Genomic DNA, 24,205 nt, shown 5'->3' with positions numbered 1-24,205 from the left:
CCCGTCACCGCCGCGCCCCGGCCCGGACCCGGCCGCGGTCAGCGCCGCGCGCCTCCGTAGTGGTCCGCGGCGACCCGGGACAGCGCGCCCAGCGGGTCCCGCACCACGTCCTTGGCCGAGAAGTAGACGTGCCCGCCGACCTCCCGGTAGCGGCGGGCGAAGGCGACATGGCGGGAGAGTTCGGCCGGGTCCCGCCAGGCGGTGGGCCGCGAGGTCCGGCCCACCTTGTAGAGCGCCTCGCCGATGTAGAGGTCCACATCGGTGCCCGCCACGGTGTGCGCCCACCAGGGCACCAGCTCCGCGTAGTCGGCGGCGGCGAAGCCCAGCGGCCAGTACACCTGCGGCACGATGTAGTCGATCCAGCCCTCCCGCACCCAGCGCCGGGTGTCGGCGTAGAGGTCGTCGTACGTCTGCACGCCCGCCTGGGTCCGGGAGCCGCGCGGATCGGTCGCGGCGTTGCGCCAGACCGCGAACGGGCTGACGCCGAAGCGCACCCGCTGGTCGATCGCGGCCAGCCGCCGCCCCATCTCCCGGATCAGCAGGTCCACGTTGTCCCGCCGCCAGTCGGCGCGGTCGGCGAAGTCCGCGCCGTACGCCTCGTAGGCGGCGTCGTCGTGGAACGCCTGGCCGGCGACCGGGTACGGGTAGAAGTAGTCGTCGAAGTGCACCCCGTCGACCGCGTAGCGGCGCACCGCGTCCAGCATCGCGTCCTGCACGAAGCGCCGGACCACCGGCAGCCCGGGGTTGTAGTAGAGCTTGCCGCCGTAGGGCAGCACCCAGTCCGGGTGCCGGCGGGCGGGGTGGCCGTGCGCCAGCCGGCCGGGGTCGGTGTGGTTGGCCACCCGGTACGGGTTGAACCACGCGTGCAGCGCCAGGCCGCGCCGGTGCGCCTCGTGCACCGCGAAGCCCAGCGGGTCCCAGCCCGGGTCGCGGCCCTGGACGCCGGTCAGGCACTGGGCCCAGGGTTCGTACGGCGACGGCCAGAGGGCGTCCGCCGTCGGACGCACCTGGAAGAACACCGCGTTGAGCCGTCTGTCGACGGCGATGTCCAGGAGCCTGGCCAGTTCCCGCTGTTGGGTCGCGCGGTCCAGGCCGGGCTTGGACGGCCAGTCGAGGTTGGCCACCGTCCCCAGCCACATCCCGCGCAGCTCCCGCCCGGAGGAAGCGCCGGCCGCGGCCGGGGCGCCGGCGCCCAGCAGGCAGGCGGCCCCGCCCAGCGTCGCCGCACCGAACCCGCGGCGTGTGATCCCGTGCATGAAAAGCCCCCATCTTGTCCGTTTCGTCCCGAGTGGCAGGCTCAGAATGCCCGCCCCGGCGCCCTCGTCCCAGCACCTCGCGGAGTAACGTCGGGGTCGAGGCGGGCGTCGGACCCTTACGGCGTACCGCCAGTCCTGAAGATCAGCGAAAGGCACGAGGTGACGGACTCATTCGCCGACATTGCACGCGTCGGAGTGGTCGGCTGCGGCCAGATGGGCGCAGGCATCGCCGAGGTGTGCGCCCGCGCCGGGCTGGACGTCAAGGTCGCGGAGACCACCGGCGAGGCACTGGAGCTGGGGCGCACCCGCCTGACCAACTCCCTCGGCAAGGCCGCCGAACGCGGCAAGATCACCGTGGCCGAACGCGACACGACGCTCGCCCGGCTCAGCTTCACCACCGACCTGGGCGAGTTCGCCGACCGCGACCTCGTCATCGAGGCCGTGGTGGAGAACGAGCAGGTCAAGACCGAGATCTTCCAGGTGCTCGACCAGGTGGTGGTCCGCCCGGACGCGATCCTGGCGTCCAACACCTCGTCCATCCCCCTGGTGAAGCTGGCGGTCGCCACCTCCCGGCCCGACCAGGTCATCGGCATCCACTTCTTCAACCCGGCACCGGTGCAGAAGCTGGTCGAGCTGATCCCGGCCCTCACCACCGGCGAGGAGACCCTCAAGCGCGCCGAGTCGCTGGTCCAGGACGTCCTCGGCAAGCACGCCATCCGCGCCCAGGACCGCTCCGGCTTCGTGGTGAACGCCCTGCTCATCCCGTACCTGCTCTCCGCGATCCGGATGTTCGAGTCGGGCATGGCCAGCCGCGAGGACATCGACAACGGCATGGAGATGGGCTGCGCCCACCCGATGGGCCCGCTCAAGCTCTCCGACCTGATCGGCCTGGACACCGTCGCCTCGGTCGCCGCGTCCATGTACGAGGAGTACAAGGAGCCGCTGTACGCCGCTCCCCCACTGCTGCAGAGGATGGTCGACGCGGGACGGCTCGGCCGCAAGAGCGGATCCGGCTTCTACTCGTACTAGGAAGTTCGACGCCGCCACCAACTGGCGCTGTTCCAGGGGGATTTCACCTGGAACAGCGCCAAGGGCGGCGCAACAGCCGGGGTCCTCTCGCGTCCCCTCCAGCCCCTCATCCAGGCAGTCGCGCCCGGCCGGCGCGGCCTCCACGGGGAAACGCCCCAGTGAGCACCATCGGCAGCCAGAAAACCCTCTCTGACCTGGGACTTTGCGCCTTTCAGAGCTGTCGGACCCTTTCTCGCTCACTCGGCGAAAAGTCCCAGCACGCCCCCTCTCCTGGGGCCTGGATGTCTCTGTGAGCGCCGCGTCGCGACTGCTTCTCAGCGAGCACAGTGAACCGCCGCTCGATGCAGTGGGGCCCTGTCCGCTCTGTACCGCACCGCCCCACCAGGGCGGACACGAGGGACTCTGACCCAGTCTCCGCCACGAGCCCGAGGTGAGGGTATGAGTGTCCGGCGTCTCGCCGGGCGCGAAGCCCGGGAGTTCACCAAGGCGCTGGCGCAGCGAGCGGAGCGGAAGACTCCTTTACAGACGGTGGCCGACTCGCCTCCCGGACGGGCTGATTCCCTCATTGCTTCCCACCTCCCGAAAAAGCACCATGATCATGCCAACGGCTGATCGAATATGGGGGGAATCCTTGACGGCCAGCACCAGAAGAGGCAAACGGGCAGCGATCGCGCTGCCCTCCGCCGTGATACTCACATCAGCTCTGCTCATTGCCGCCCTGCCTGCGGGGGCATCGGCCCAGCCGAGCGGGAACAAGGCAGTGAAGGGCGCAGCCGTCGGGAGGGCTGCTCAAAAGACGGACCCACGCGTCCTGGCAATCCTCAAGAAGCAGCAAGCACTCGACAAGATAGCCGGCGACATCACCGCAGGAATCTCAGAATCCGACCGAGCCAGGCTCTCCGGATTCACCGACATCGAGGTCGACGCCGAACACAACCGCCTTCGCCTCCACTGGAAGGGCACTCCACCACAACGCGTCCAGCGCATTCTCGCCAACCTGCCGAAGGGCGTGACGGCCGAAGTCGTACCAGCTCGCTACTCCAAGGCCGAACTCCACAAGGCACGAAACAAGTTGCTCCGGGGCGGAAAACCCACAGCATTACGCCTCGACTCCACGGGAGAACGCATCCGCATCACCAGTATCGAGCCAGCCGTTGACGGCGGCAGCCTGGAGATCGGCTACGACGGGGACCGGGGCGCAGGTAAGCGTGACGCCACAGATTCTCTTTCGCGAGGCGCGCCAAGGGAAGTCCGATGAGGTAAAGGCGGTAACGAGCCGCTTGACCGGGATCAACACCGTCGCCACGTACAAGCCGGCGAGCGAGGACCTCTCCGCTGCTCCTGCCAACCGCCAACACGATGCCTCGCCTTGGTTCGGTGGATCTGCTCTACGCAATCCCGGGGGCGGCATTTGCTCCGGGTCGTTCAGCGTCAAGAACAAGGACGGGGGCTTCCTCCTGATGTCGGCCCGCCACTGCTCCAAAGGCGGAGACGGCCTCTGGCGTACCTGGGAAGGCGGGGACGTCGTGGGAGGCAACGACGCTGCCGAGGTCTCCATCCCCGATGACGCACAGGGCATCCACCTGCCGTCCAAGCAGGCCGGACCCTATCTGTACGACGGCCCGGCGACCCGGCGGGACGGGTACGCCAAGCCCGTCGTCGGGTGGGGACACAACAACGTCGGAGACTACGTGTGCGCCGATGGCGCCAACTCAGGTGTGCACTGCAATGTCCAGGTCGCGAAGACGGACATCGGAATCACGGGTGGCGATGGTTCCTATCGGCCCGTCACCGATCTCGCCTACGCCACCAGTCTGACCCCTGATGGAGTCGCGGCGGTAAACGGCGACAGCGGCGGCCCCGTCTTCGCCGGCGTGAACAACTTCACTGCCGATGAAGCACGCGGCATGATCACCGCCCTCGACCGGACCGTCACCTGCCCGTCATCGCTGAACAAGGACACCGTCCTCGACGGGCACATCAGGACGCCTTGGTGCCTCCAGGGCGTGTACTACGTGCCGATCTATCAAACTCTGCACGACACCGGCTGGACCCTCGTGACCCTGTAGACACGTGAGTGGTGGGCTGTGGCTGGTAATTGCCTCAGCCCACCACCCCGAGATGCGCCAGGATCAGGCCCAAATCTCCGCCCCCTCCATGGAATGAGTGACCGTGCCCCGAAAGGAACCGCGACGCCGCCGCATCGGATGGGCCCTAACCGTCTCGGCTTGCCTCGTCGCCGCGGTGGCCGGCTGGGTCGCATGGGACCACTCGCATATCCACGAGGCGGCTGTCCGTGGCGATGTGCTCATGAGCGGCGACGGTCGTACGCTCACCACGCCCGTCGACTGGACGGGCTGCGAAGACAAGCCCAACCTGGAGGCGCACGAGGCCGCCCACACCATCACCCTGGTGCTTACGCGGAAACGGCACTCCTTCGTGTCCGAGAACACCGTGTGCGACGACCCTCATGACGGTCTGGTCAGCACCACACTCTCGGAGCCGGTGGGCGACCGGGACATCACCGACAGCGCTACCCACTCCACCATCGCGCCCTTCAACGGCTCCCGCCTCATCCGTCCCCACTACCTTCCGCACGGCTACACACAGACGGACACCGTCATCGCCCCCGGAAACCGCTCCAGCCCGCCCTACGTAAGGGCCCGGAAACCCGCCTGGACAACCACCTACCAACGGAACCTCGACAAGGGAGGTCAGGCCGGATACGTAAGCATCTCGGAAATCGCAGGCGAAACCTCGATCACTGCCGGCACCCCTGTCGTCATCAACGGACACTCTGCGCACTTCCAGGAGCACGCCCGCGGCAGTCGATCCGTCACCTGGTCCGAAAGCGGCTATACCGTCACCGTCGAAGCGGGTGACCCACTCATGTCCCAGGACGAGTTCCTGTACATCGCCAGGCAACTCAACCGGTAGAAACCCGGCGGGCGAAGCGGACAGCCCCCGTCTGGCATCCGTTATCTGGTGACCACGGTGGCGGGCACCCCTCTCTCGCTGGAGAACCGGGTCCTGATGTCGCTGCGTCACGACGTCACCGCACTTGAAAGGGCTGACTCCACTCGTCATGTCCTGACGCCCTCGGATGTGTTGCCAACTGACCCATGCATCCATGCCAGCCAAGGCGCTTCCCTTCTTCCCGACGCTTCGGTCCTACGGCCACTCAGCTTCGACGTGACCGCGCCGAGGAGGGTGCGGCCGACCGGAGAGGCAACCGGCACAACCCGCCCTTTTCTGCACTCTGGCCGTGCAACCGGGTGCCCGGTCCCAATCCTCGGGTCTTGCAAGTGCGAAGGGCAGGCCGTAATTCTGCCTCCCAAAGGGGGAAAACACGCGACGTGCCCATCTCCCCCAACCTCGCGGCACGCGCATGCGCGCACTTCCGGAGCTTCCCCTCCACACCGTGCACCTTGCCTTGGCGGAATCTGGAACCTCCGACCGATACCTTGGAGGAGCTGGTTGACTCAATTTGAAGGAGACCAGAGCACGGGAGCGGTGGCTACGGTTTCTTCTTCCCAGGGTTGGGGGGTATTTCGTTCCGACTTTGGGGCCATTCGACCCTCTTCGCGCCCGATATCCCCTCTCAACGATCTGGTCCCGGCCCGGATCTGTGAACTGGGGTGGCAAGATCAGCTGAGACGGGAACATACCGAGGATCTCGCGCGGTTTGACCTTGGGAAACTGGATGCAGTTCTCCGGCGGGAATTCAGCCTCCATGGCGTCACAGGCTCAGCTGAGCTCTCAAGGTGTCGACGACGGACTCGATCCCTGGCCGGTGCTCGGCCTGCCGGCGGTCGGGCACGCGCCGTCCGTGACGTTGACAGTCAGGTTCTCGCGGGGCGCGGTGGACGGAGCGGAACTATCGGGGGCTCCAGCGACGTGCATACAGAAGGCGAGGCCCTTCTCCATGTCGGTGACGGAATAGTCGCCGGCGCTGCTTTTGGCGTTGGCGCCGGCATACGAAACCCGGTCCACAGAGATATTTTGAAACGAGACGTTTTTGCCTGTTCTGTCAATCAGGCCGCTCATGTACGTGCCGAGGTTATCGCCGGAAGTCCACGGGTCTTCCTCCAGTGTTGTGGCCACGTGCTGCAGCGTGCTCTTGAGGTCGTTCCGGTCCCAGTGCGTCTGTGTGTATATCCACCAGTACCCGAAGACCAGTCCGGGCGCCACGACGATGAGCGGCGACCACACCCAAACCGGGATGCGGCGGATTGGTTTCTTCGGCCGTGGGGGCTCCGGCTGGGCTGCGGCGCTGTCCTTGAGCCACGGGGGCCGAGCCGAAGCAGAGGCACCGGGGTCGATCGCGGGGGCAGGGCGAGGGGCAGCAGGTTCGGAGGCACGTACCAGGACGAGATCACCCGCGTTGTTGATCACCCGTCGCTGAGGCCGGGGCATGCCGCGCGCTGCGAGATCGCGTCGCATCGCCTCGAAGAGGTCGTCCAGGTTCAGTGGCTCCGGCCCTCGCAGGGCTGCGAGCAGGGCGCCGGTGAACGCGGTATGCGTGGTGCCTTGGGGTGCGTAGGCGACGGCGTTGGCCGCGGTGGAGGCGAGCGTGTAGGTACCGGCAACGTCAAGTTGTCCAGCGACTGTGCCGTGTCCGCCCGTCATCGCCTCGGTGGCCCGTCCGGAGAAGCAGCAGTCCAGCACCAATACCCGGATCGAGGCCGGGCTGTCGAGCAGTTCCTCGCGCAAGGTCTCGAACGACAGCGCGGTCCAGCGGATGTTGGCGGTATCTGTGTGGGGCAGCGCGAGGTGGAGCCTGCCCCGGTCGTCGACCAGGCCGTGCCCGCCGTAGTACACGAACAGCAGGTCGGTCGCTTCCTGGGCGACGTGGGCAAGTAAGGAACCTGCCTCGGAGACCGTGGCGGGATCGGCCACGGTGATGCAGTGCTCCGGCGGCAGGGAGCCCGTGGCGGGATCGGTGAGCACCTGCCGCAGATGGGCGAGGTTGGCCTCGATGGCGGGCAGGCTGGGCAGATCGGACCCGTTGGTGTGGGCGCTGGTACCGATGAGGAGGGCACGTGAGCGGTCCGGGTCCGGCAACCGCGTCACTGCTGATTCCCCTCCGCCTCAGGGTTGTTGAGCAGACGCTCGATATCTCGGGTAAGTACCTGCGCGTCGACGCGCTTGGCGTCTACTTCCACAGTGCGGCCGTCCTGCGTACTCACCGTGATCCGCAGATCCGCGCGCCGCTGAGCAATCCAGGTGGTCAGGCAGTTGGCCAGTACCACCCCCATTCCACCGGAGCCGACGGCCACCGCCAGTGCGTCCAGTGCCCTGCCCATCTCCCCTGGTGCGGGCGGGGACTGGCATGCCCGCACCCGTCCCCGTAATGCGTCCTCATGACGTAACCAGTCCCTCAGAGACCGAAGTTGGCCCTCCGTGCCTGGTACGCGCAACCACAGTTCCCGTACTCCTTCACTCATCACCGGTCCATCCTGACCCACAATCCGTCCTGTCAGCCCGGGCTACGGAGAAATGATCAGCGAGGGTCGAGAATCCACCAGGACCCTGCCACTCCGTGCCGGTGATCGCGTTACTGCTGGTGGTGCTCGCCATAGCAGGTCTGGTCAGCCGATGGGCTGGCCTCATGTGGCTCTTCCGCCTCGTCTTCGGCAGGACCTGTTCCACATACAAGACCGAGGGAGTGGGTTCCGGCGGGTATCACTTCCGGCGGGGCACGGTGAAGTAGTTCTGCGCGGAGGAGCCCCAGCCACCGAGGCTGAAGCGCACAATGGTGCCGTAACGGGCCCGAGCGGCAGCGACGCTCATCGGAGCCTTCGGGGCGATCGAGCAGCGCTGATAGATGTCGCCGGAGGAGGCCGGAGCACACAGAGTCGGCTCCTCGATCCGGTTCGGAAGCGGCAGGCCCAGCCGATCCCAGTCGATCCGGAGCCCCGGAGCTTCGAGGGTCGGCGCGGGCATCAGCGAGCCGTCCGGGTACCGGCCGTGATGACGGTGGTAGGCAAGCGCGTAGGACACCATGTCCCGCCCCCCGCCATCCTGCGATCCCCAAGCCGCGATGCCAGCCGCGCGGATACGGGGCAACACATCGGCGATGTCTCCCTGAAGGCCGAAGTAGGCGACGGCCTCCATGCTGCACTTGAGGACATACGACGACCGGTTGTTCTCGAAGATCGAGCCGTTGTAGGGCCTCGCACAGGAGTCGGTAACGCGTGTGAGCACGTGCTCCAGGCCCTCGACAGCGGTCAGGCGCGCGATCAGAGCGCGCACCTTCCGCTCCTCCACCGCCCTTCGAGACTCCGCTTCGGGCGACGTGGCCTGCCTGCGCAACTCCTTCTCCGACGGCGCGCCAGAACATGCCGCCGTCAGCCCTGCCAGGGCGAACATCAGCAGCAGTCCGCTCGCCTGGGCGGACCGCCTGCGGACTCGGCGCCACCGTGTCGCCACGGTCTCCTTCATCCCCCACCTCCGATCCCACCTTTCGGCACGGCGGAGCCGGGCGCATGAGTACGCCTACTCAGATTCCGCCGATCGCCCCAGTGAAGTGGCGGAGCCAGAAATCTGACGGCTCTGTTCCCGCTTCTCGCACGAAGGCGTGAACAACGGGGAGCGTTTCCACCGGAACATCCCCCTTCTACGGCAACCGGATCTACTGCCGCACCTGGAAGACGGCCCCGCTGCTCCAGCGGATGGTGGACGCGGGGCGGCTCGGGCGCGAGAGCGGGTCGGGGTTCTACTCGTACTGAGACGCCGCGCCCGCGGTGGGGCTGAGCCGTCGCCCGCGCAGCGGGAGAGAGGGGGCCGTCCGCCCGCCGCTCGGGGGATGGTTCGGCGGGCGGACCCGGCCGGCGGGCGCCCGACCGCCGGCTGTTGGCCCCCGTACCAAGAGTCAACTCCTCTTCGGCCGTTGATGACAGCGTGTGAATGCGCCAACTCGGCGCACCCGCTTCACACCCCGTGCGAAACGCTCACGCAGCGTCGCTTCGCACGGGGTGTGAACCGCTGACCCGTATCTCCCCGCCGCACACACTCCCGCCTTCCGTCCCTGGGCAGTTGACTGGTTGAGGTATCCACCCGACCGTCACCAGGAAAAGGAAAGAGGAGCGGAACGTGACCGCCCACCGGGACCCCGACACTCTCGCCGCCGACTTAGCGGAGCTGCGGCGCCTACTCGACGTGCGCACCGCCAAGGTCGACGGCCAGCTGCGGCTGCAGGCCCAGCGCTGCGAGCAGAACACGCGGGAAGCCGACGAACTCCAGGCCCGCCTCACGCGGTTGGAGAGCCGCCGCTGGCCGCTGCCCTCGCTCGCCGCGCTCGCCGGACTCGCGGCAGGGGCCGCCGCCCTGTGGCAGGCGTCCGGGCACTGACGCCGGCCGGCCTCAGCCGAGTCGGAGGTGATGGAGCATCAGCAGGGCCGCGGCCATGTTCGCGGCCGGCACCTCCCCCCTCGCCACCATGTCGGGCACCAGCTTGAGGTCGACCCACTCCCGCCGGTCCGACTCGAAGTCGTCCTGCGGGGCGCCGAGGTACTCGGCCCGGTCGGACCAGTAGATGTGGTGCCGCGCGTCGGTGAGGCCGTTGGACGGCTCCACCGAGAGGAGGTGCTGGAGGGGTCCGGGTCGCCACCCGGTCTCCTCCTCCATCTCCCGCGCGGCCGCGGCGGCCGGCTCCTCCCCGTCCTCCACGACGCCGGCGGCCAGCTCCCACCCCCAGCTGTCGGTGATGAACCGGTGCCGCCACAGCAGCAGCACCTCATTGGCCTCGTTGACCGCGGTGGCCACCGCCACCGGCCGCATCCGGATCAGGTAGTGATCCAGGTGACGGCCGTCGGGGAGTTCCACATCGGCCAGATTGACCCGGAACCAGGGGTTCGCGTAGACCGGCTTTTCGCTGAGATTGTTCCAACGCACGTAACTGCCACCTTCCGCTTGAGGGCCAGCAAGGTGACACGAGCCCGGTCACAGCGGAACGCGCAGCACCTCGTCGATGAGATCGGCAGCCGCGTCCGTCGCGGAGCTCCCGGTCTCCGCCAGATGCTCGCGCACCGCCCGCAGCCGGTCCCGCAGGCGTTGCGACTCCATGCCCCGGGCCTGCTCCGTCATCTCCGCGGCGTTCGCCACGGCCCGGTCCGCATCCCCTTGGCGCAGCTCGATATGGGTGAGCATGGCCAGCCGGTGAACCCGGCCGCGGTCGTGTGCGGGGGTGTCCACGGCGGCGTCCGCCTGCTCCCGGGCGGCCCGCAGGTCCCCGAGGCTGAGCAGCGCCTCCGCCACTTGTACGTTCACCAGGCCCGGCTGCACATAGCCGGTCTCGGCGGGCTCCAGCCCCGGGCGGATCCGCTCCGCCGCGGCCTCGGCCCGCCGGATGCAGTCCAGTGCGCCGGTGCCGTCGCCCAGCCGCGCGTACGCCTTGGCCTGCATCGCGTAGAGGTCGGCGGAGAGCGCCGGGGTGAGCTGTCCGCCCGCGGCGCGCAGGGCCGCCTCCGCGAAGGCGACCGCCTGGCGGTGTTCCCGTACGAAGAGGGACTGGTTGACCAGCAGCGCGATCACATACGCGCCGAGTCCGCGGTCCCCGCTGGCCTTTGCCAGCCGCAGCGCCTGATGGAAGTAGCGCTGGGCCAGCCCGAGAGCGTCCGAGTCGTACGCGCAGATGCCCGCCACGGCCACCAGCCCACCGGTCGCCCGGTGCAGCTGACGCCCCGTCGCGTCGCTGTAGCTGCCCCGCAGCAGCGGCGCCGCCTCGGTGTTGAGGAACCGCACGATGCGTGCTCTGGTAGCGATACCACCCGCCTTCCGGTACATCTGCTCGTAGTGGGTCCGCGCCGTCCGCAGCATCTCGATGTCGGCCATTCCGACCCGGCTCAGCCCGTCGCGCGAGACGTCGAAGTCCTCCGGCGGGTTCTCCCACTCCCATACGGGGATGATCGCCGACGTCCCGGTGAGCGCGGGGGCCGCGACCACGTGCGGCCGCTGCTGCTCGTCGGACCGCCACAGCGCGGTGGCCCGCTCGACGAACCCCGACAGCGGGGTCCCCGGCGCCTGCTGCGCCCCCGGTCCGCTGAACCCGATGTCGGCCAGGCTCACCGGCCGGTGCAGCCGCTCGCCGAGGATCTCGCAGATCAGGTCCGGCACCTGCCCCCGCGGCCGCTGCCCCTTGAGCCACCGCGCGACGGCGGTGTGCTCGTAGCGCAGCGCGAGCCCGCGCCGCCGTCCGAGCTGGTTGATCCGCGCGGCGAGTCCGGCGTGCGAGACGCCGGCCTCGTCCAGGATCGCATCGAGCAGCGTGTTGGGCTCCATGCCTCGCCCCCAAGGACGTACGGACTCCGTAAGTCCAGCGTAATCAGGGGGAGTTCACACCCCGTGCGAATCGGGCCGGGGCCGGGGCGGGAAACGGGACGGGCCCCCGCCCACCAGTGTGGACAGGGGCCCGGCATCCGGCACGGGGCCGCGCGGGTCAGCCGCGCAGCACGGCGCCCACCCGCTCGACCGCGACGGCGACCGCCGCGTCCCGGGCCGCGGTGGCCTCCTCGGCCGTCAGCGTCCGGTCCGGTGACCGGAACCGCAGGGCGTAGGCCAGCGACTTCTTGCCGGCGCCCACCTGCTCGCCGGTGAAGATGTCGAACAGCCGCAGCGACTCCAGGAGTTCGCCGGCGCCGTCCCGCAGGGCGGCCTCGACGTCCGCCGCCGCCACCGAGGCGTCGACGACCAGCGCGACGTCCTGCGTGGCGACCGGGAAGGTGGAGATCCGCGGCGCCTTCAGCGCACCGGCCCCGGCCCGCTCCAGGCGGTCCAGGTCGATCTCCATCGCGCTGGTGCGCTCCGGCAGGCCCATCGCCTTGACGACCCGCGGGTGCAGCTCACCGGCGTTGCCGACGAGCACCTCCTCGCCCTCGATCAGCGCGAGCAGCGCCGCGCACCGACCGGGGTGCCACGGGGCGTGCTGGTCCTGGCGGACGATCAGCTCCACGCCGGCCTCACGGGCGACGGCCCGGCCGGCCTCGATGGCGTCGGCCCATCCGGACGGATAGCCCGCGCCCCACCAGCCGGCCTGCTCCCGCGCGCCGGCGAGGACCACGGCGGCCCGCCGCGGCTGCTGCGGCAGCGAGGCGTCCAGCGAGGCGATCTCGTCGTCGGTCGGCCGGCGGTCGACCACCAGGCGGCGGGCCGGCTGCTCCTGGCCGGTCGCCCGGAAGACCGGGCCGGTCTCGAAGAGCGCCAGGTCGTGGTTGCCGCGCCCGTAGTTGCGGCGCAGCGCGGCCAGCAGCCCCGGGACGAGGGTGGTGCGCAGGTCCGGCTCCTCGTCGGAGAGCGGGTTCACCAGGGTGACCGCGTCCCGCCGGGGGTCGTCCGGCTCGATGCCGAGCTGGTCGAGGACGGCGGAGCCGGTGAACGGGTAGTTCAGCGTCTCGACGTAGCCGGCGCCGGCCAGCGCGCGGCCGACCCGGCGGTGCAGGCGCTGACGCTCCGTCAGCCCGCGGCCGGCGGGCGGCAGCGGCAGCGTGGAGGGCAGGTTCTCGTAGCCCTCCAGCCGGATGACCTCCTCGGCCAGGTCGTTGGGGTCGGAGAGGTCCGGGCGCCAGGACGGCACGGTGACGACCAGCTCGTCCTGGCCGTAGACGTCGCAGCCGACCTGCTGCAGGCGGCGGACGACGGTCTCCCGCCCGTAGGTCACACCGGCGACCTTGTCCGGGTGGTTCGCCGGGATGGTGATCGTCCGCGGCCCGCGCGGCGAGACGATCTCGGTGACGCCCTCCTCGGCGGTGCCGCCGGCGAGCAGCACCAGCAGGTCCACGGTCCGCTGGGCGGCCGCGGACGCCGCCTCCGGGTCCACCCCGCGCTCGAAGCGCTTGGCGGCCTCGGAGGAGAGCCGGTGGCGGCGGGCGGTCCGGGCGATGGCGATCGCGTCGAAGTGCGCGGCCTCGATCACCACGTCGGTGGTGCCGCGCAGCTGGCCGGTCTCCGGGTCGGCGGCCGGTGCGGCGATCTCGGTGTTGGCGCCGCCCATCACACCGGCCAGCCCGATCGGGCCGCGGTTGTCGGTGATGACCAGGTCCTCGCCGTCCAGCACCCGCTTGGTGCCGTCCAGGGTGACCAGCTCCTCGCCGGGGGTGGCGCGGCGCACGCCGATCGGGCCGTCGACGGTGGCGCGGTCGTAGGCGTGCAGCGGCTGGCCCAGCTCCAGCATCACGTAGTTGGTGATGTCCACGGCGAGCGAGACCGGCCGCATCCCGGCCTTCTGCAGCCGGCGCTGCATCCAGATCGGGGTGCGGGCCTCCGGCTCCAGACCGGTCACGGTGCGCGCGGTGAAGCGGTCGCAGCCGATCGGGTCGGCGACCTGGACCGGGTAGCCGCCGGCGTTCGGCGGCGCCACGTCCAGCAGCGCCGGGTCGCGCAGCGGCAGCCCGAACGCGATGGCCGCCTCGCGGGCCACACCGCGCATCGAGAGGCAGTAGCCGCGGTCCGGGGTGACGGCGATGTCCAGCACCTCGTCGCGCAGCTCCAGCAGCTCGATCGCGTCGGTGCCCGGCTCGTACTCCGGCGGCAGCACGATGATGCCGCCGGACCCGTCGTCGCCCATGCCCAGCTCGTCGCCGGAGCAGATCATGCCGTGCGACGTCTTGCCGTAGGTCTTGCGGGCGGCGATCTTGAAGTCGCCGGGCAGCACGGCGCCCGGGAGGACGACCACGACCTTGTCGCCGACCGCGAAGTTCCGCGCACCGCAGACGATCTCCTGCGGCTCACCGGTGCCGTTGGCCCGGCCGACGTCGACCGTGCAGAAGCGGATCGGCTTCTTGAAGCCCTCCAGCTCCTCGATGGTCAGCACCTGGCCGACGACCAGCGGGCCGCTGAGGCCCTCGCCGAGGCGCTCGACGGTCTCGACCTCCAGGCCGACCTCGATGAGCTTCTCCTGTACGTCCCGGCCGGTCGTCGTCGCCGGCAGGTCGACGTATTCCCGCAGCCAAGAAAGCGGGACCCGCATCAGATCTCCATCCCGAACGGCCGGGTGAACCGGACGTCGCCCTCGAACATGTCGCGCATGTCTTCCACGTTGTGCCGGAACATCAGCATCCGGTCGATTCCGAACCCGAAGGCGAAACCGCTGTACTTCTCGGGGTCGACGCCGCAGGCGATCAGCACCTTGGGGTTGACCATGCCGCAGCCGCCCAGCTCGATCCAGCCCTCGCTGGAGCAGGTGCGGCACGGCCGGTCGGGGTTGCCCACGGACGCGCCACGGCAGACGTAGCAGACCATGTCCATCTCGGCGGACGGCTCGGTGAACGGGAAGTAGTTGGGCCGCAGCCGGGTCTTCATGTCCGGACCGAACAGCGCCCGGACCATGTGGTCCAGGGTGCCCTTGAGGTCCGCCATGGTCAGGCCCTCGTCGACGGCGAGCAGCTCGATCTGGTGGAAGACCGGGGAGTGCGTGGCGTCCAGCTCGTCGGTGCGGTAGACCCGCCCCGGGCAGACGACGTAGACCGGCGGCTCGCGGTCGACCAGCGAACGGGCCTGCACCGGCGAGGTGTGGGTGCGCAGCACCACGCCGGACTCGGCCGCGTCGCCCTGGGTGCCGTTGGCCTTCACGAAGAAGGTGTCCTGCATCTGGCGCGCCGGGTGGTCGGGGACGAAGTTCAGCGCGTCGAAGTTGAACCACTCGGCCTCGACCTCGGGGCCCTCGGCGACCTCGTAGCCCATCGCGACGAAGACGTCCGCGACCCGCTCCATGAAGGTGGTCAGCGGGTGCCGGGCGCCGGCCGCCACCCGGTCGTAGGGCAGCGTGACGTCCACCGCCTCCTCGACCAGGACGCGGGCGTCGCGCTCCGCCTCCAGCTCTTCCTGCCGGGCCTTGAGCGCCTGGCTCACCCGGCCGCGGGCCTGGCCGACGCGCTTGCCGGCCTCCGCCTTGGCGTGCGGGGGGAGGGCGCCGATCTCGCGGTTGGCGAGGGCGAGCGGCGAGGTGCCACCGGCGTGCGCGATCTTCGCCTGGGCGAGCGCGTCGAGGTCACCCGCGGCGGCGATGGCGGCCAGCGCCTCGTCGACCCGTCGGGCGATCTCTTCCGGTTTCAGGGCTTCGACCTCGACAGGGTCGTACGACTTATTGGGTGCGGACATCTCTTCCCGTGCTTCCGGTGGACTGGCTTGGCTTGGCTCGCGTCGCCTCGGCTCGCCCGCGATGCTGGTGCGCCAAAGGTGCCAAAGGTCAAGTCTAAGGGGGACGGCCGACGCGGCCGGGCCTCGCCCCTGGCGGGGAGCCCGTCGCCGCCCGCCTACGCCATGAAGGCGGGAGCCGCGACGGGCAGGCTGAAGCGGAACTGGGCGCCGCCGGCCGGGGCCCGGCCGACCGTGATCGTGCCGCCGTGCGCCTCGACGATGCCCTTGACGATATAGAGGCCCAGCCCGGTGCCGCCGCGCTTGCTGCCCCGCCAGAAACGGGTGAACACCCGGCCCATCGACTCCTCCGGGATGCCGGGGCCCTCGTCGCTCACGGTGACGCTCGTCCCCTCTCCGCCGCCGGCGTCCTTCGCCGGTCCCACCTCGATGGTGACCGTTCCCTCGCCGTGGCGCACCGCGTTTTCCAGGAGGTTCCCCAGCACCTGGTCCACTTTGTCCGGGTCTGCCCACAGGTCGGGCAGCGGCTCCCGCATCCGGATCAGGAAGCGGTCCGGCCGCTGGCCCGCGGTGGTCTGCGCCTGCACATGCCGCCGGACCGCGGCGATCATGTCGACCCGCTGCCGGCGGACCTCCAGCCGCCCGGAGTCGATCCGGGAGATGTCCAGCAGCTCGGCGATCAGCCGGGTGACGCGGTTGGCGTCGGCGTCCACCGTCTCCAGCATCAGCCGCTTCTGGTCGTCGGTAAAACGTTCCCACTTCTGGAGGAGGGTGGCGGTGAAGCCCTTGACGGAGGTGAGCGGGGACCGCAGCTCGTGGGCGACGGTGGCGATCAGCTCGGCATGGCTCAGCTCGGTGCGCCGCCGGGCCTCGGTGCCGCGCAGCGCGATCACCAGCCGGCGCACCGGACCGGTCGGCCGGCTGCGGACGTAACGGGCGGAGACCAGCACCTCCCGCCCGCCCAGCAGCAGATTCCGCTCCGGCTGGCCGCGGCGGATGGCGAGGCCCCCGTACGGGTCGGTCAGCTGCCACCAGCGGCGGCCTTCGAGGTCCTGCAGCGGCAGGGCGTCCCCGAGCGGGCGGCCCAGCGCGGCCGGCGGCTCGATGCCGGTGATCCGGGCGGCGGCGGCGTTGAAGCAGATCACCCGGCCGTGCTCGTCGGCGACGACCAGGCCGTCCGGGAGGTCGTCGGGGGTCAGCCCCAGCTCCGCGCCGGCCGCCTCGGACAGGCAGCCGCCAGCGGTGGCGGTACTGGCCGAAGTCCTCACCGTCATCGCCGTGTTACCCCCTTCCGGGCCGGAGCTGGCAACACTACTAGCTCGGCCCGGACCCACCGCCGGGATCGCGCCTACGCCCCTCCGGCGGGTGACGTCGCGCGGCACCCTCCCGGCGTGCGCTGGGCGCGCGCCGAGGCGTACAGGCACACGGCGGCCGCGGTCGCGAGGTTGAGGCTCTCGGCCCTGCCGTGGATGGGCACCCGGACGACGGCGTCGGCCAGCGCCCGGGTCTCCTCGGGCAGCCCCCACGCCTCGTTGCCGAAGACCCAGGCGGTCGGCCCGCCCATGGAGCCGGCGTCCAGCTCGGCGTCCAGATCGCGGTCACCGGCCCCGTCCGCGGCCAGGATCCGCACGCCGGCGCCTCGCAGCCCGCTCACCACCTGCTCCACCGGCACGCCCACCGCCACCGGCAGATGGAACAGCGAACCCACCGACGCCCGCACCGACTTGGGGTTGTAGAGGTCCACCGAGGCGTCGGTCAGCACCACCGCGTCGGCACCCGCCGCGTCCGCGCAGCGCAGCACCGTACCGGCGTTGCCGGGGTCGCGGACGTTTGCCAGCACCGCGACCAGCTGCGGGCGGGCGGCGAGGATCTCCTCGAACGGCGAGTCCAGGAACCGGCAGACGCCCACCAGCCCCTGCGGGGTGACGGTCTGGGAGACGTCCGCGACGGTCCGGTCGTCGGCCAGGTGCACCCGCGCGCCCGCCGCCCGGGCCGCCTCGACGATCTCCGCGTACCGCTCGGCGGCCTCGACGGTGGCGAACAGCTCGACGAGAGTGGGCGATCCGCCGGCCCGGTGCGCGACGGCCTCCCGGACGGCCTGCGGACCCTCGGCGATGAACCGGCCTTCCTTGCCCCGGAAATGGCGCCGGGCCAGCCGCCGGGCGGCGGCGACTCGCGGGGAACGCGGGGAGATCAGCTCGGGGGTGCCCATGGACGGCGGCTCGCTTCTTTCGTTCGGTGCGGGGCCCTCGCGCGGCAGCGCCAGGGCCGGAAACGCGGCGGACCCGCAGGCCGGGGGCCCACGGGTCCGCAATCACAACGTCGTCACGACGTCACAACGCTGTCAGGCTGCGCCTCAGGCAGCGGCCTTCGGGGCGTTGACGTCGCTCGGCAGCGCCTTCTGCGCGGCCTCGACCAGCGCGGCGAACGCGTTGGAGTCGTTCACGGCGAGGTCGGCGAGGATCTTGCGGTCCACCTCGATGTTGGCGGCCTTCAGACCCTGGATGAAGCGGTTGTAGGTCATGCCGTTGGCGCGGGCAGCGGCGTTGATGCGCTGGATCCACAGCTGACGGAAGTCGCCCTTGCGCTTCTTGCGGTCGTTGTAGTTGTAGACGAAGGAGTGGGTCACCTGCTCCTTGGCCTTGCGGTACAGGCGCGAGCGCTGACCGCGGTAGCCGCTGGCCTGCTCCAGGATCGCCCGGCGCTTCTTGTGGGCGTTGACTGCCCGCTTGACGCGTGCCACTTGTTAACTCCTTGTAGCGGGGCCGTGGTTGTTCGTCACACGGCCCGAATCGACGTGGGTCCCGGTCGGGTCGGTGCACCCCGCCCGTGCGGCGGAGCGCCCCGGCTCACTTGCCGAGAAGCTTCTTGATCTTCGCGGCGTCGCCCGGGGCCATCTCGGCGTTGCCGGTGAGGCGACGCGTCACGCGGGACGACTTGTGCTCGAGCAGGTGGCGCTTGCCGGCGCGCTCGCGCAGCACCTTGCCGGAGCCGGTGACCTTGAAGCGCTTGCTGGCACCGCTGTGCGTCTTGTTCTTCGGCATGCGCCGTTCTCTCCTCGTCAGTGGCGCCCCCACCGGCGGAGACCGGCATGCGGGAGCGTCAGATGTGTCGGTTGTTCCGGGGCTGGTGCCCCGGCCTGGATCCGGGGCAGCTCACCCAAGAGCTCACGCCTCGGCGTGCTCCTCAGCGGGCTCCGCGGGAGCCACGCCCTGGCGCTCCGCCTTGCGGGCGGCCTGCGCCTCGCGGGCCTCGGCCATCGCCTCGGTCTTCTTCTTGTGCGGACCGAGGACCATGATCATGTTCCGGCCGTCCTGCTTCGGGTTCGACTCGATGAAGCCGAGGTCCTGGACGTCCTCCGCGAGCCGCTGGAGCAGTCGGAAGCCCAGCTCGGGGCGGGACTGCTCGCGACCACGGAACATGATCGTGATCTTGACCTTGTCACCCTGCTTGAGGAACCGGACGACGTGACCCTTCTTGGTGTCGTAGTCGTGCGGGTCGATCTTCGGCCGGAGCTTCATCTCCTTGATGACCGTGTGCGCCTGGTTCTTGCGCGCCTCACGGGCCTTCATGGCCGACTCGTACTTGAACTTTCCGTAGTCCATGAGCTTGCAGACCGGCGGGCGGGCGTTCGCCGCCACCTCGACCAGGTCGAGGTCGTACTCCTGCGCAAGCTCCAGGGCCTTGGCAAGCGGCACAATGCCGACCTGCTCGCCACTGGGACCGACGAGTCGCACCTCGGGGACGCGAATCCGGTCGTTGATGCGGGGCTCGGCGCTGATGGATCCTCCTCGGTAGCACCACGCGACGGCCTGGCGGACTGCCGCGTAACGTCTGTTCGGTGTGACCAACCGCGCCGGCGCACGAAAAACGCCCCGGACGGGACACAGGCGGGGCTCCACGTGGCTCAGGAGCACCGCCGCGAAGTCTCCGCGGGGCGCAGCCGGACCGTTGACCCGCCGATCAGGGATCGGCTGGGTGGGAGATCGGAGCCTCCACTTGTGGGCCGGTCACATGCGTGTCCGGCCGGTCGGAACACCAGGATACACGAGTCAAGGGGGCGGCCCCACTCCGTGCGTCGGCCCGCACCGGCCCGGGGCCCGCGGCGGGGCGGCGGCGCTCCCGGGCGCGGGCCCGCCGGACGGTGGCCATAGGCTGGGGACGAGACCTCCACCAGGAAGTGAAGCCCCAGCACATGAGCGAGCAGACCCCCCAGCAGCCGGCCGCCCCCGAGACCGGCGGCGCGGCCCGGCCCGACTTCGAGACCATGACCCGGGACATCGCGGAGGTGCCGGCGGTCGAGGTGATCACCACGGTCGCGGTGCACCTGATGAGCTCGGCGGCGGTCAACCTCGGACTCGCCGAGGACGGCGCGGACCACAAGGACCTGGACGAGGCCCGCAAGCTCATCCACGCGCTGGCCGGGCTGGTCACCGCCAGCGCCACCGAGATCGGCTCCTACCACGCGGCGCCGCTGCGGGACGGCCTGAAGTCGCTGCAGCTCGCCTTCCGCGAGGCGTCGGTGGTGCCGGACGAGCCGGGCCAGGGCCCCGGGGAGAAGTTCACCGGGCCGGTCTACGGCTGACGGCCCCGCGCGGGCAGCCGCCGCGCAGTACGACGAGCCCCGGCCGGATGCGTTCCGGCCGGGGCTCGTACGTGTGCGGGGCCGCGGCCCGTACTCCTCAGGCGCGGCCGCCGGGGGCCGGCTCGTCGGGGGTCTTCGGCTCGCCGCGGGCCGCCCGGTCGGCGATCACCACCGGCTCCTGGGGCGGGTGGGTGATCTGGTGCACCAGCGCCGCCAGCGCTCCGCCGATCAGGGGCGCGACGAGGAACAGCCATACCTGGGTGATGGCCGCGCCGCCCGCGAAGATGGCGGGGCCCAGGCTCCGCGCCGGGTTCACCGAGGTGCCGTCCAGCGGGATGCCGATGAGGTGGACGGTGCCCAGCGCCAGACCGATCGCCAGGCCGGCGAAGCCCACCACGGCGACTTTGTGGGTCACGCCCAGCACCACGAAGACGAACAGGAAGGTCATCACGATCTCGGCCACGAACGCGCCGCCGAGGTTGATGTGGACCGCCGAGCGGTCGCCCCAGCCGTTCGTGCCGAAGGCCGCGTGGGTCTGGAGGCCGGGGACCTGCTTGGCGACCAGGAAGAGCAGGGCCGCGCCGACGATGCCGCCGAGGATCTGCGCGATCCAGTACTCGACGGCCGTCCGGAGCGTGATGCGCCGGGCCACCAGCATGCCGAGCGTCACCGAGGGGTTGATGTGGCAGCCCGAGATCGGGCCGAGCGCGTAGGCAAGCGCCAGCATGACGAAGCCGAAGGACAGCGCGATGCCGAAGGTGCCGATGTACTCGCCGGCCAGCACCGCGGCGCCGACGGCGAAGAACACCAGGAGCAGCGTGCCGAGGAACTCGGACACGACCGTGCGGGTCTCCGTGGTCTCCATGGGCTCTCCTCGCGTGGATCTTGAGCTCTCCTGGCATTGTGCGGCCCGGAGGGCGAAGCCGCCCGTCGACGCGGGTGGCGACCGGGCGACAAGGAGCCCGCGGGGGACCGTCCCGAGGTGCCGGATACTCGCGGATCAGCGCTGGTAGAGAGGTTCCCCGGTGGCGTGGGCGCCGGGCGGGAGGAGGGCCAGGTCGAGGCCGCGGACGAGGCGGGCGCGCAGGGTCTCGTCGGTGGCGAGTGCCTGGGCCAGGCGCTGGGCGGCCTCGGCGGGGACGGCGTCGGGGGCCAGGCCGAGGGCGAGGGTGCCGTCGGTCTCGGCGGACGGCGTCAGCCGGGCGACCAGGACCGCGGGCTCGGCGGCGAGGAGGGTGCGCAGCGCTTCGGTGACGGCCGGGTCGGCGAGCGGGTCGGCGGTGGTCCGGCCCTCCGCGAGGGCGCGCAGGGCGGCGCCGGTGAGCTGGTAGGAGACCGGGCCAGCCAGGTCGAGGACGACGGTGTCGGCCTGCTCGTGTGCGGCGGCCAGCAGCGCCTGGCGGAGCGGCACCGCGACCGGGCGGGCGTCCGGCCGCCAGCGCTGCAGGCTGTCCATGGAGGTGAAGGCGGGGAGGGCGCGGCGGCCGTCGGGCGCGGTGAGGGTGGGCACCGCCATGTCGCTGGTCTTCTCCCGGCGCAGCCCGTCGGGGCCGGTCTCGACCTCGCCGAGGACCGCGACGACCGGGACGAGGAGGCGGGCGTCCGACAGCGCGGCGAGCAGCGCGGGTTCGGTGCCGGGGTCGTTCGCGTACGCCGCGAGCGCCGCGGCGAGGGCGGGGTCGGCGGAGCCGTTGTCGTCGGCGAAGCCGGGGTTCGGGATGTTCTTTTGCACGAACCTGAGCGTATCCGCTGGGCTTGGTGGGCTTCCCACGTTGTCGGCTGTCCCGCCTTGTGCGCCTGGCGGCGCGGGCCTCGTCGTACGTTGTCGGGTGCCCCGCCGTTGCGCCTGCGGCGCGTTGTCCGCTGCGCGGGGCTGTTGGGTGCGGTGCCGGGCCTCCGGGGCAGGGGGTGTCCGGACGTAAAGCGAAGCAGTCCGGACACCCCCTGCCCCGGAGGCCCGTCCCCTCCCGTTGGTGGGTGGAGATCCGGTAGGTGGGGGTGTGCGTCGTGGGTCAGTTTCTGGTGGGGCGGTTTCGCCAGAGGAAGTAGGCGGTGGTGGTGAGGGTGAGGCCGGTGGCGGCGAGGGTCCAGGGGAGCCAGTTGACGGGGGTGTCGTCGTCGGGGTCCGGGACCGGGCCGGGGCCGAAGTAGCGGTGGGGGTAGGCGACGGGGGCGGGCTTCTGGGGGGTGGGGGTCAGGTGGGCGGCGGCCTTGAGGGCGGCGGCGGGGTCGATGAGGCCGGCGCCGTAGTCGTCGTCGCGGCCGCCCTGGGGGCGGTGCTGGGCGGTGCTGGTGAGGAGGGTGCGGATCTGGGCGGGGCTGAGGTCGCGGTGGGCGGAGCGGATCAGGGCGATGGCGCCGGAGGTGAAGGCGGCGGCGGGGCTGGTGCCCAGGCCGGAGACGTAGCCGGTGTCGTGGTCGGCCATGAGGATGTCGTCGCCGGGGGCGCTGACCGCGGCGTACCAGTGGCGGGTGGAGAAGGAGGCGCGGGCGTCCAGGTGCGTGACGGCGGTCGCGGCGATGACGCCGGGGTAGGCGGCGGGGTACGAGACGTGGTCGCCCTTCTCGCCGCCGTTGCCGGCCGAGGCGACCACGGGGATGCCCTTGCCCAGGGCGTACTGGATGGCGGCGTCCTCGCGGGGGTCGGGGTGGGCGGTCTCGCTGTCGTCGCCGAGTGACATGTTGATCACGTCGGCGCCGTGGTCGGCGGCCCAGCGGATGCCGTCGGCGAGGGCGCCGGGCCGCTGGTCGCGGGCCCGCCGTCGGTCGGGGTCGTGGTCCTCCAGGATCACCCGGATCGGCAGGATCCGGGCCTCGGGGGCGACGCCGAGGATGCCGTCGGAGCGGCCGGCGCCGTGGCCGTGGCCGGCGATGACGCTGGCCATGCCGGTGCCGTGCTGGGCCCAGGTGTCGTCGCCGGGGCGGGCGCCGAAGCCGATCAGGTCCTTCTCGGGCAGCACCTGGCCCTTGAGGTCGGGGTGGTCGGCGTCCACGCCGGTGTCCAGGACGGCGACGGTGATCCCGGCGCCCTTGGTGGTCTGCCATGCCTCCTGGGCGTGGATGGCCGCCAGGCCCCACTGCTGGGCGCGGATGGCGTCGGCGCGGGCCGGCAGGGCGGGCAGGACGGCCAGGGCGGCGCAGGTCAGGGCGAGGGTCGCGGTCCGCAGTGCGGTCTTGATCACTGCGCGTCCTCCGTGGGCTGGGCGGGGATTCCGGACGCTGTGCGGAAGGTGGCGCTGATCTTGTCCGCGAGGCCCTTGGCGTCGTGGCCGAGGCCGGATTCGGCGGGGGCGGTGGCGGTGCCCGGCTGGACGGCGGCGTCGGCGGGCTGCGGGTCACTGATCTCGCGGCCGTCGGCGAAGCCGGAGACGGCGTAGACGACGACGGGTATGTCGGTGAGTACCCGCACCGTCCAGCTGGCGCGCTGGGCGGAGCCGAAGTCCTCGGCGGGGGTGCCCGGGGCGGCCAGCGTCAGCGGCATCAGGGACTTGTGGGTGGCGAGGTTGTTGGTGCTGAAGCGGGCGTTGAGGTCCATCATCCCGGCCCGGTCGGCCTTGGTGGTCTGGGCGCCGACGGTGATGACGTCGGTGCGGGTGGCGTCGACGTAGGTGGCGCGCAGCAGACGGGCGCAGCCGGCCGGGGCGAGTTCCCTGGCGAGCGGGCCCTCGTAGGCGGGGGTGCAGTCGGTGTCGGGGGCGACGGCGATCCGGATCCAGGTGCGGTCGGCGCCGCCGGGGCCGGCGGCCAGGCCCTCGACGGTGCGCGGGAAGAGGGTGTCGACGGGGGCGTTGCGCCAGGCGTCCCGGCCCTTGGTGAAGGCGGCCTCGGGCGTCGGTACGGACTTGGCGGGGGTGTCGGTGAGCCAGCTGCCGGCGGCCGCGCCGACCATCAGCCCGATGCCGAGGACGAGGCCGGCGGCCGCGGCGACGACCCGGGTGCCGGGCAGGCGGTCGGCCGGCGAGCGGCGCGGGGCGGCGCCGGCCGCGGCGGGGCGGGCGGGGGCCGGCGGCCGGCCCGGGGCGGGCGGGGACGTGGGGGCGGCCGGGGGGTTCGCGGCGCGGTCGCGGGGTGCGTCCCACTGGGCCCCGCTGTTGGCGAGGTGGAAGGCGGCGGTGTCGCGGAACGACCGGGGGGCGCCGGCGGGGGGCGGCGGGGGCGGGGCGGCCGGCGGTTCCGTGCGCGGGCGAGGCGGAGTGGCCGGCGGGGCCGGGGGGCGGCCGGCGGCGGGACGGCAGCGTCGGCG

Annotated in this window: 23 protein-coding genes and 1 pseudogene; 7 read left to right on the top strand and 17 right to left on the bottom strand. The window is 71.3% G+C overall.

Annotated features, from left to right (window positions below; genetic code table 11):
* Positions 1 to 38: 38 nt before the first annotated feature.
* Entirely contained in the window at positions 39 to 1,256 is a 1,218-nt protein-coding gene (locus tag B073_RS0121670; protein WP_018540182.1) for a glycoside hydrolase family 10 protein, read from the bottom strand.
* Between the two features lie 159 nt (positions 1,257 to 1,415).
* On the opposite strand from B073_RS0121670, the gene B073_RS0121665 reads away from it, so the two are divergent.
* The 4 genes from B073_RS0121665 (at position 1,416) to B073_RS0121655 (ending at position 5,222) form a co-directional block, all read left to right on the top strand.
* Positions 1,416 to 2,285 carry a 3-hydroxybutyryl-CoA dehydrogenase gene (locus B073_RS0121665; RefSeq protein WP_037812303.1) on the top strand — a complete coding sequence of 290 codons (870 nt, stop codon included), beginning with the start codon at positions 1,416 to 1,418 and terminating at the stop codon, positions 2,283 to 2,285.
* 631 nt (positions 2,286 to 2,916) lie between these two features.
* Positions 2,917 to 3,543, top strand: a complete 627-nt coding sequence (locus tag B073_RS46550; RefSeq protein WP_158690174.1) for a hypothetical protein — start codon at positions 2,917 to 2,919, stop codon at positions 3,541 to 3,543.
* 22 nt (positions 3,544 to 3,565) lie between these two features.
* Positions 3,566 to 4,354, top strand: coding sequence for a hypothetical protein (locus tag B073_RS45270; protein WP_158690173.1), 789 nt, complete (start codon positions 3,566 to 3,568; stop codon positions 4,352 to 4,354).
* 103 nt (positions 4,355 to 4,457) lie between these two features.
* Entirely contained in the window at positions 4,458 to 5,222 is a 765-nt protein-coding gene (locus tag B073_RS0121655; RefSeq protein WP_051094123.1) for a hypothetical protein, read from the top strand.
* An 822-nt stretch (positions 5,223 to 6,044) separates the two neighbouring features.
* Here the strand turns inward: B073_RS0121655 and B073_RS42865 are convergent.
* From B073_RS42865 to B073_RS0121640, 3 genes are all read right to left on the bottom strand, one after another.
* Positions 6,045 to 7,358 (bottom strand): caspase family protein, encoded by a 1,314-nt coding sequence (locus B073_RS42865; RefSeq protein ID WP_051094121.1) that lies wholly within the window; start codon positions 7,356 to 7,358, stop codon positions 6,045 to 6,047.
* Complete coding sequence (locus B073_RS48025; protein WP_234025131.1) at positions 7,355 to 7,732, bottom strand: effector-associated constant component EACC1; 378 nt, start codon at positions 7,730 to 7,732, stop codon at positions 7,355 to 7,357. The genes B073_RS42865 and B073_RS48025 overlap by 4 nt, the downstream gene beginning before the upstream one ends.
* Positions 7,733 to 7,970: 238 nt before the next feature.
* Complete coding sequence (locus B073_RS0121640; RefSeq protein ID WP_018540177.1) at positions 7,971 to 8,729, bottom strand: hypothetical protein; 759 nt, start codon at positions 8,727 to 8,729, stop codon at positions 7,971 to 7,973.
* A gap of 212 nt (positions 8,730 to 8,941) precedes the next feature.
* Between B073_RS0121640 and B073_RS48815 the strand changes: the two are divergent.
* Together B073_RS48815 and B073_RS0121635 are read left to right on the top strand one after the other, a co-directional pair.
* A pseudogene (locus B073_RS48815) lies at positions 8,942 to 9,016 on the top strand (3-hydroxyacyl-CoA dehydrogenase family protein); the annotation flags it as partial.
* A 364-nt stretch (positions 9,017 to 9,380) separates the two neighbouring features.
* Complete coding sequence (locus tag B073_RS0121635) at positions 9,381 to 9,638, top strand: hypothetical protein (RefSeq protein WP_018540176.1); 258 nt, start codon at positions 9,381 to 9,383, stop codon at positions 9,636 to 9,638.
* A 12-nt stretch (positions 9,639 to 9,650) separates the two neighbouring features.
* Here the strand turns inward: B073_RS0121635 and B073_RS0121630 are convergent, their stop codons facing one another.
* The 9 genes from B073_RS0121630 to infC form a co-directional block, all read right to left on the bottom strand.
* Positions 9,651 to 10,181: an NUDIX domain-containing protein gene (locus B073_RS0121630; protein WP_018540175.1), complete on the bottom strand. Its 531-nt coding sequence runs from the start codon at positions 10,179 to 10,181 to the stop codon at positions 9,651 to 9,653.
* Between the two features lie 48 nt (positions 10,182 to 10,229).
* A complete protein-coding gene (locus B073_RS0121625; RefSeq protein ID WP_018540174.1) occupies positions 10,230 to 11,567 on the bottom strand; it encodes a hypothetical protein in 1,338 nt (445 codons plus the stop codon).
* A 157-nt stretch (positions 11,568 to 11,724) separates the two neighbouring features.
* Positions 11,725 to 14,250, bottom strand: coding sequence for a phenylalanine--tRNA ligase subunit beta (pheT, locus tag B073_RS0121620; protein WP_018540173.1), 2,526 nt, complete (start codon positions 14,248 to 14,250; stop codon positions 11,725 to 11,727).
* Positions 14,250 to 15,380 (bottom strand): phenylalanine--tRNA ligase subunit alpha, encoded by a 1,131-nt coding sequence (pheS, locus tag B073_RS0121615; protein WP_018540172.1) that lies wholly within the window; start codon positions 15,378 to 15,380, stop codon positions 14,250 to 14,252. The genes pheT and pheS overlap by 1 nt, the downstream gene beginning before the upstream one ends.
* Before the next feature lie 155 nt (positions 15,381 to 15,535).
* Positions 15,536 to 16,651 (bottom strand): sensor histidine kinase, encoded by a 1,116-nt coding sequence (locus B073_RS0121610; protein ID WP_018540171.1) that lies wholly within the window; start codon positions 16,649 to 16,651, stop codon positions 15,536 to 15,538.
* A 74-nt stretch (positions 16,652 to 16,725) separates the two neighbouring features.
* Complete coding sequence (locus B073_RS0121605) at positions 16,726 to 17,589, bottom strand: TrmH family RNA methyltransferase (RefSeq protein ID WP_018540170.1); 864 nt, start codon at positions 17,587 to 17,589, stop codon at positions 16,726 to 16,728.
* 144 nt (positions 17,590 to 17,733) lie between these two features.
* Positions 17,734 to 18,120, bottom strand: coding sequence for a 50S ribosomal protein L20 (gene rplT / locus B073_RS0121600; RefSeq protein ID WP_018540169.1), 387 nt, complete (start codon positions 18,118 to 18,120; stop codon positions 17,734 to 17,736).
* Positions 18,121 to 18,226: 106 nt separating this feature from the next.
* On the bottom strand, positions 18,227 to 18,421 hold the full coding sequence (rpmI, locus tag B073_RS0121595) for a 50S ribosomal protein L35 (RefSeq protein WP_016576627.1): 195 nt from the start codon (positions 18,419 to 18,421) through the stop codon (positions 18,227 to 18,229).
* Positions 18,422 to 18,544: 123 nt separating this feature from the next.
* The gene (gene infC / locus B073_RS0121590) at positions 18,545 to 19,228 is read right to left on the bottom strand and encodes a translation initiation factor IF-3 (RefSeq protein ID WP_078508109.1); all 684 of its coding nucleotides are present in this window, start codon (positions 19,226 to 19,228) and stop codon (positions 18,545 to 18,547) included.
* 344 nt (positions 19,229 to 19,572) lie between these two features.
* Between infC and B073_RS0121585 the strand changes: the two genes are divergently transcribed.
* Entirely contained in the window at positions 19,573 to 19,962 is a 390-nt protein-coding gene (locus B073_RS0121585; protein WP_018540167.1) for a DUF1844 domain-containing protein, read from the top strand.
* Between the two features lie 97 nt (positions 19,963 to 20,059).
* Here B073_RS0121585 and B073_RS40595 read toward each other — a convergent pair whose 3' ends face one another.
* From B073_RS40595 to B073_RS48810, 4 genes are all read right to left on the bottom strand, one after another.
* Entirely contained in the window at positions 20,060 to 20,827 is a 768-nt protein-coding gene (locus B073_RS40595; protein WP_018540166.1) for an MIP family channel protein, read from the bottom strand.
* A gap of 135 nt (positions 20,828 to 20,962) precedes the next feature.
* Entirely contained in the window at positions 20,963 to 21,694 is a 732-nt protein-coding gene (locus tag B073_RS0121575; RefSeq protein ID WP_018540165.1) for an SseB family protein, read from the bottom strand.
* 280 nt (positions 21,695 to 21,974) lie between these two features.
* Entirely contained in the window at positions 21,975 to 23,144 is a 1,170-nt protein-coding gene (mycP, locus tag B073_RS0121570) for a type VII secretion-associated serine protease mycosin (protein WP_018540164.1), read from the bottom strand.
* Positions 23,141 to 24,205 (bottom strand): hypothetical protein (locus tag B073_RS48810; protein ID WP_018540163.1); only part of this gene is annotated, 1,065 nt, incomplete at its 5' end. The genes mycP and B073_RS48810, both read right to left, overlap by 4 nt.

Source organism: Streptomyces sp. MspMP-M5, from assembly GCF_000373585.1.
Classification (GTDB): domain Bacteria; phylum Actinomycetota; class Actinomycetes; order Streptomycetales; family Streptomycetaceae; genus Streptomyces.
This window is presented reverse-complemented; position numbering and strand designations above follow the sequence as displayed.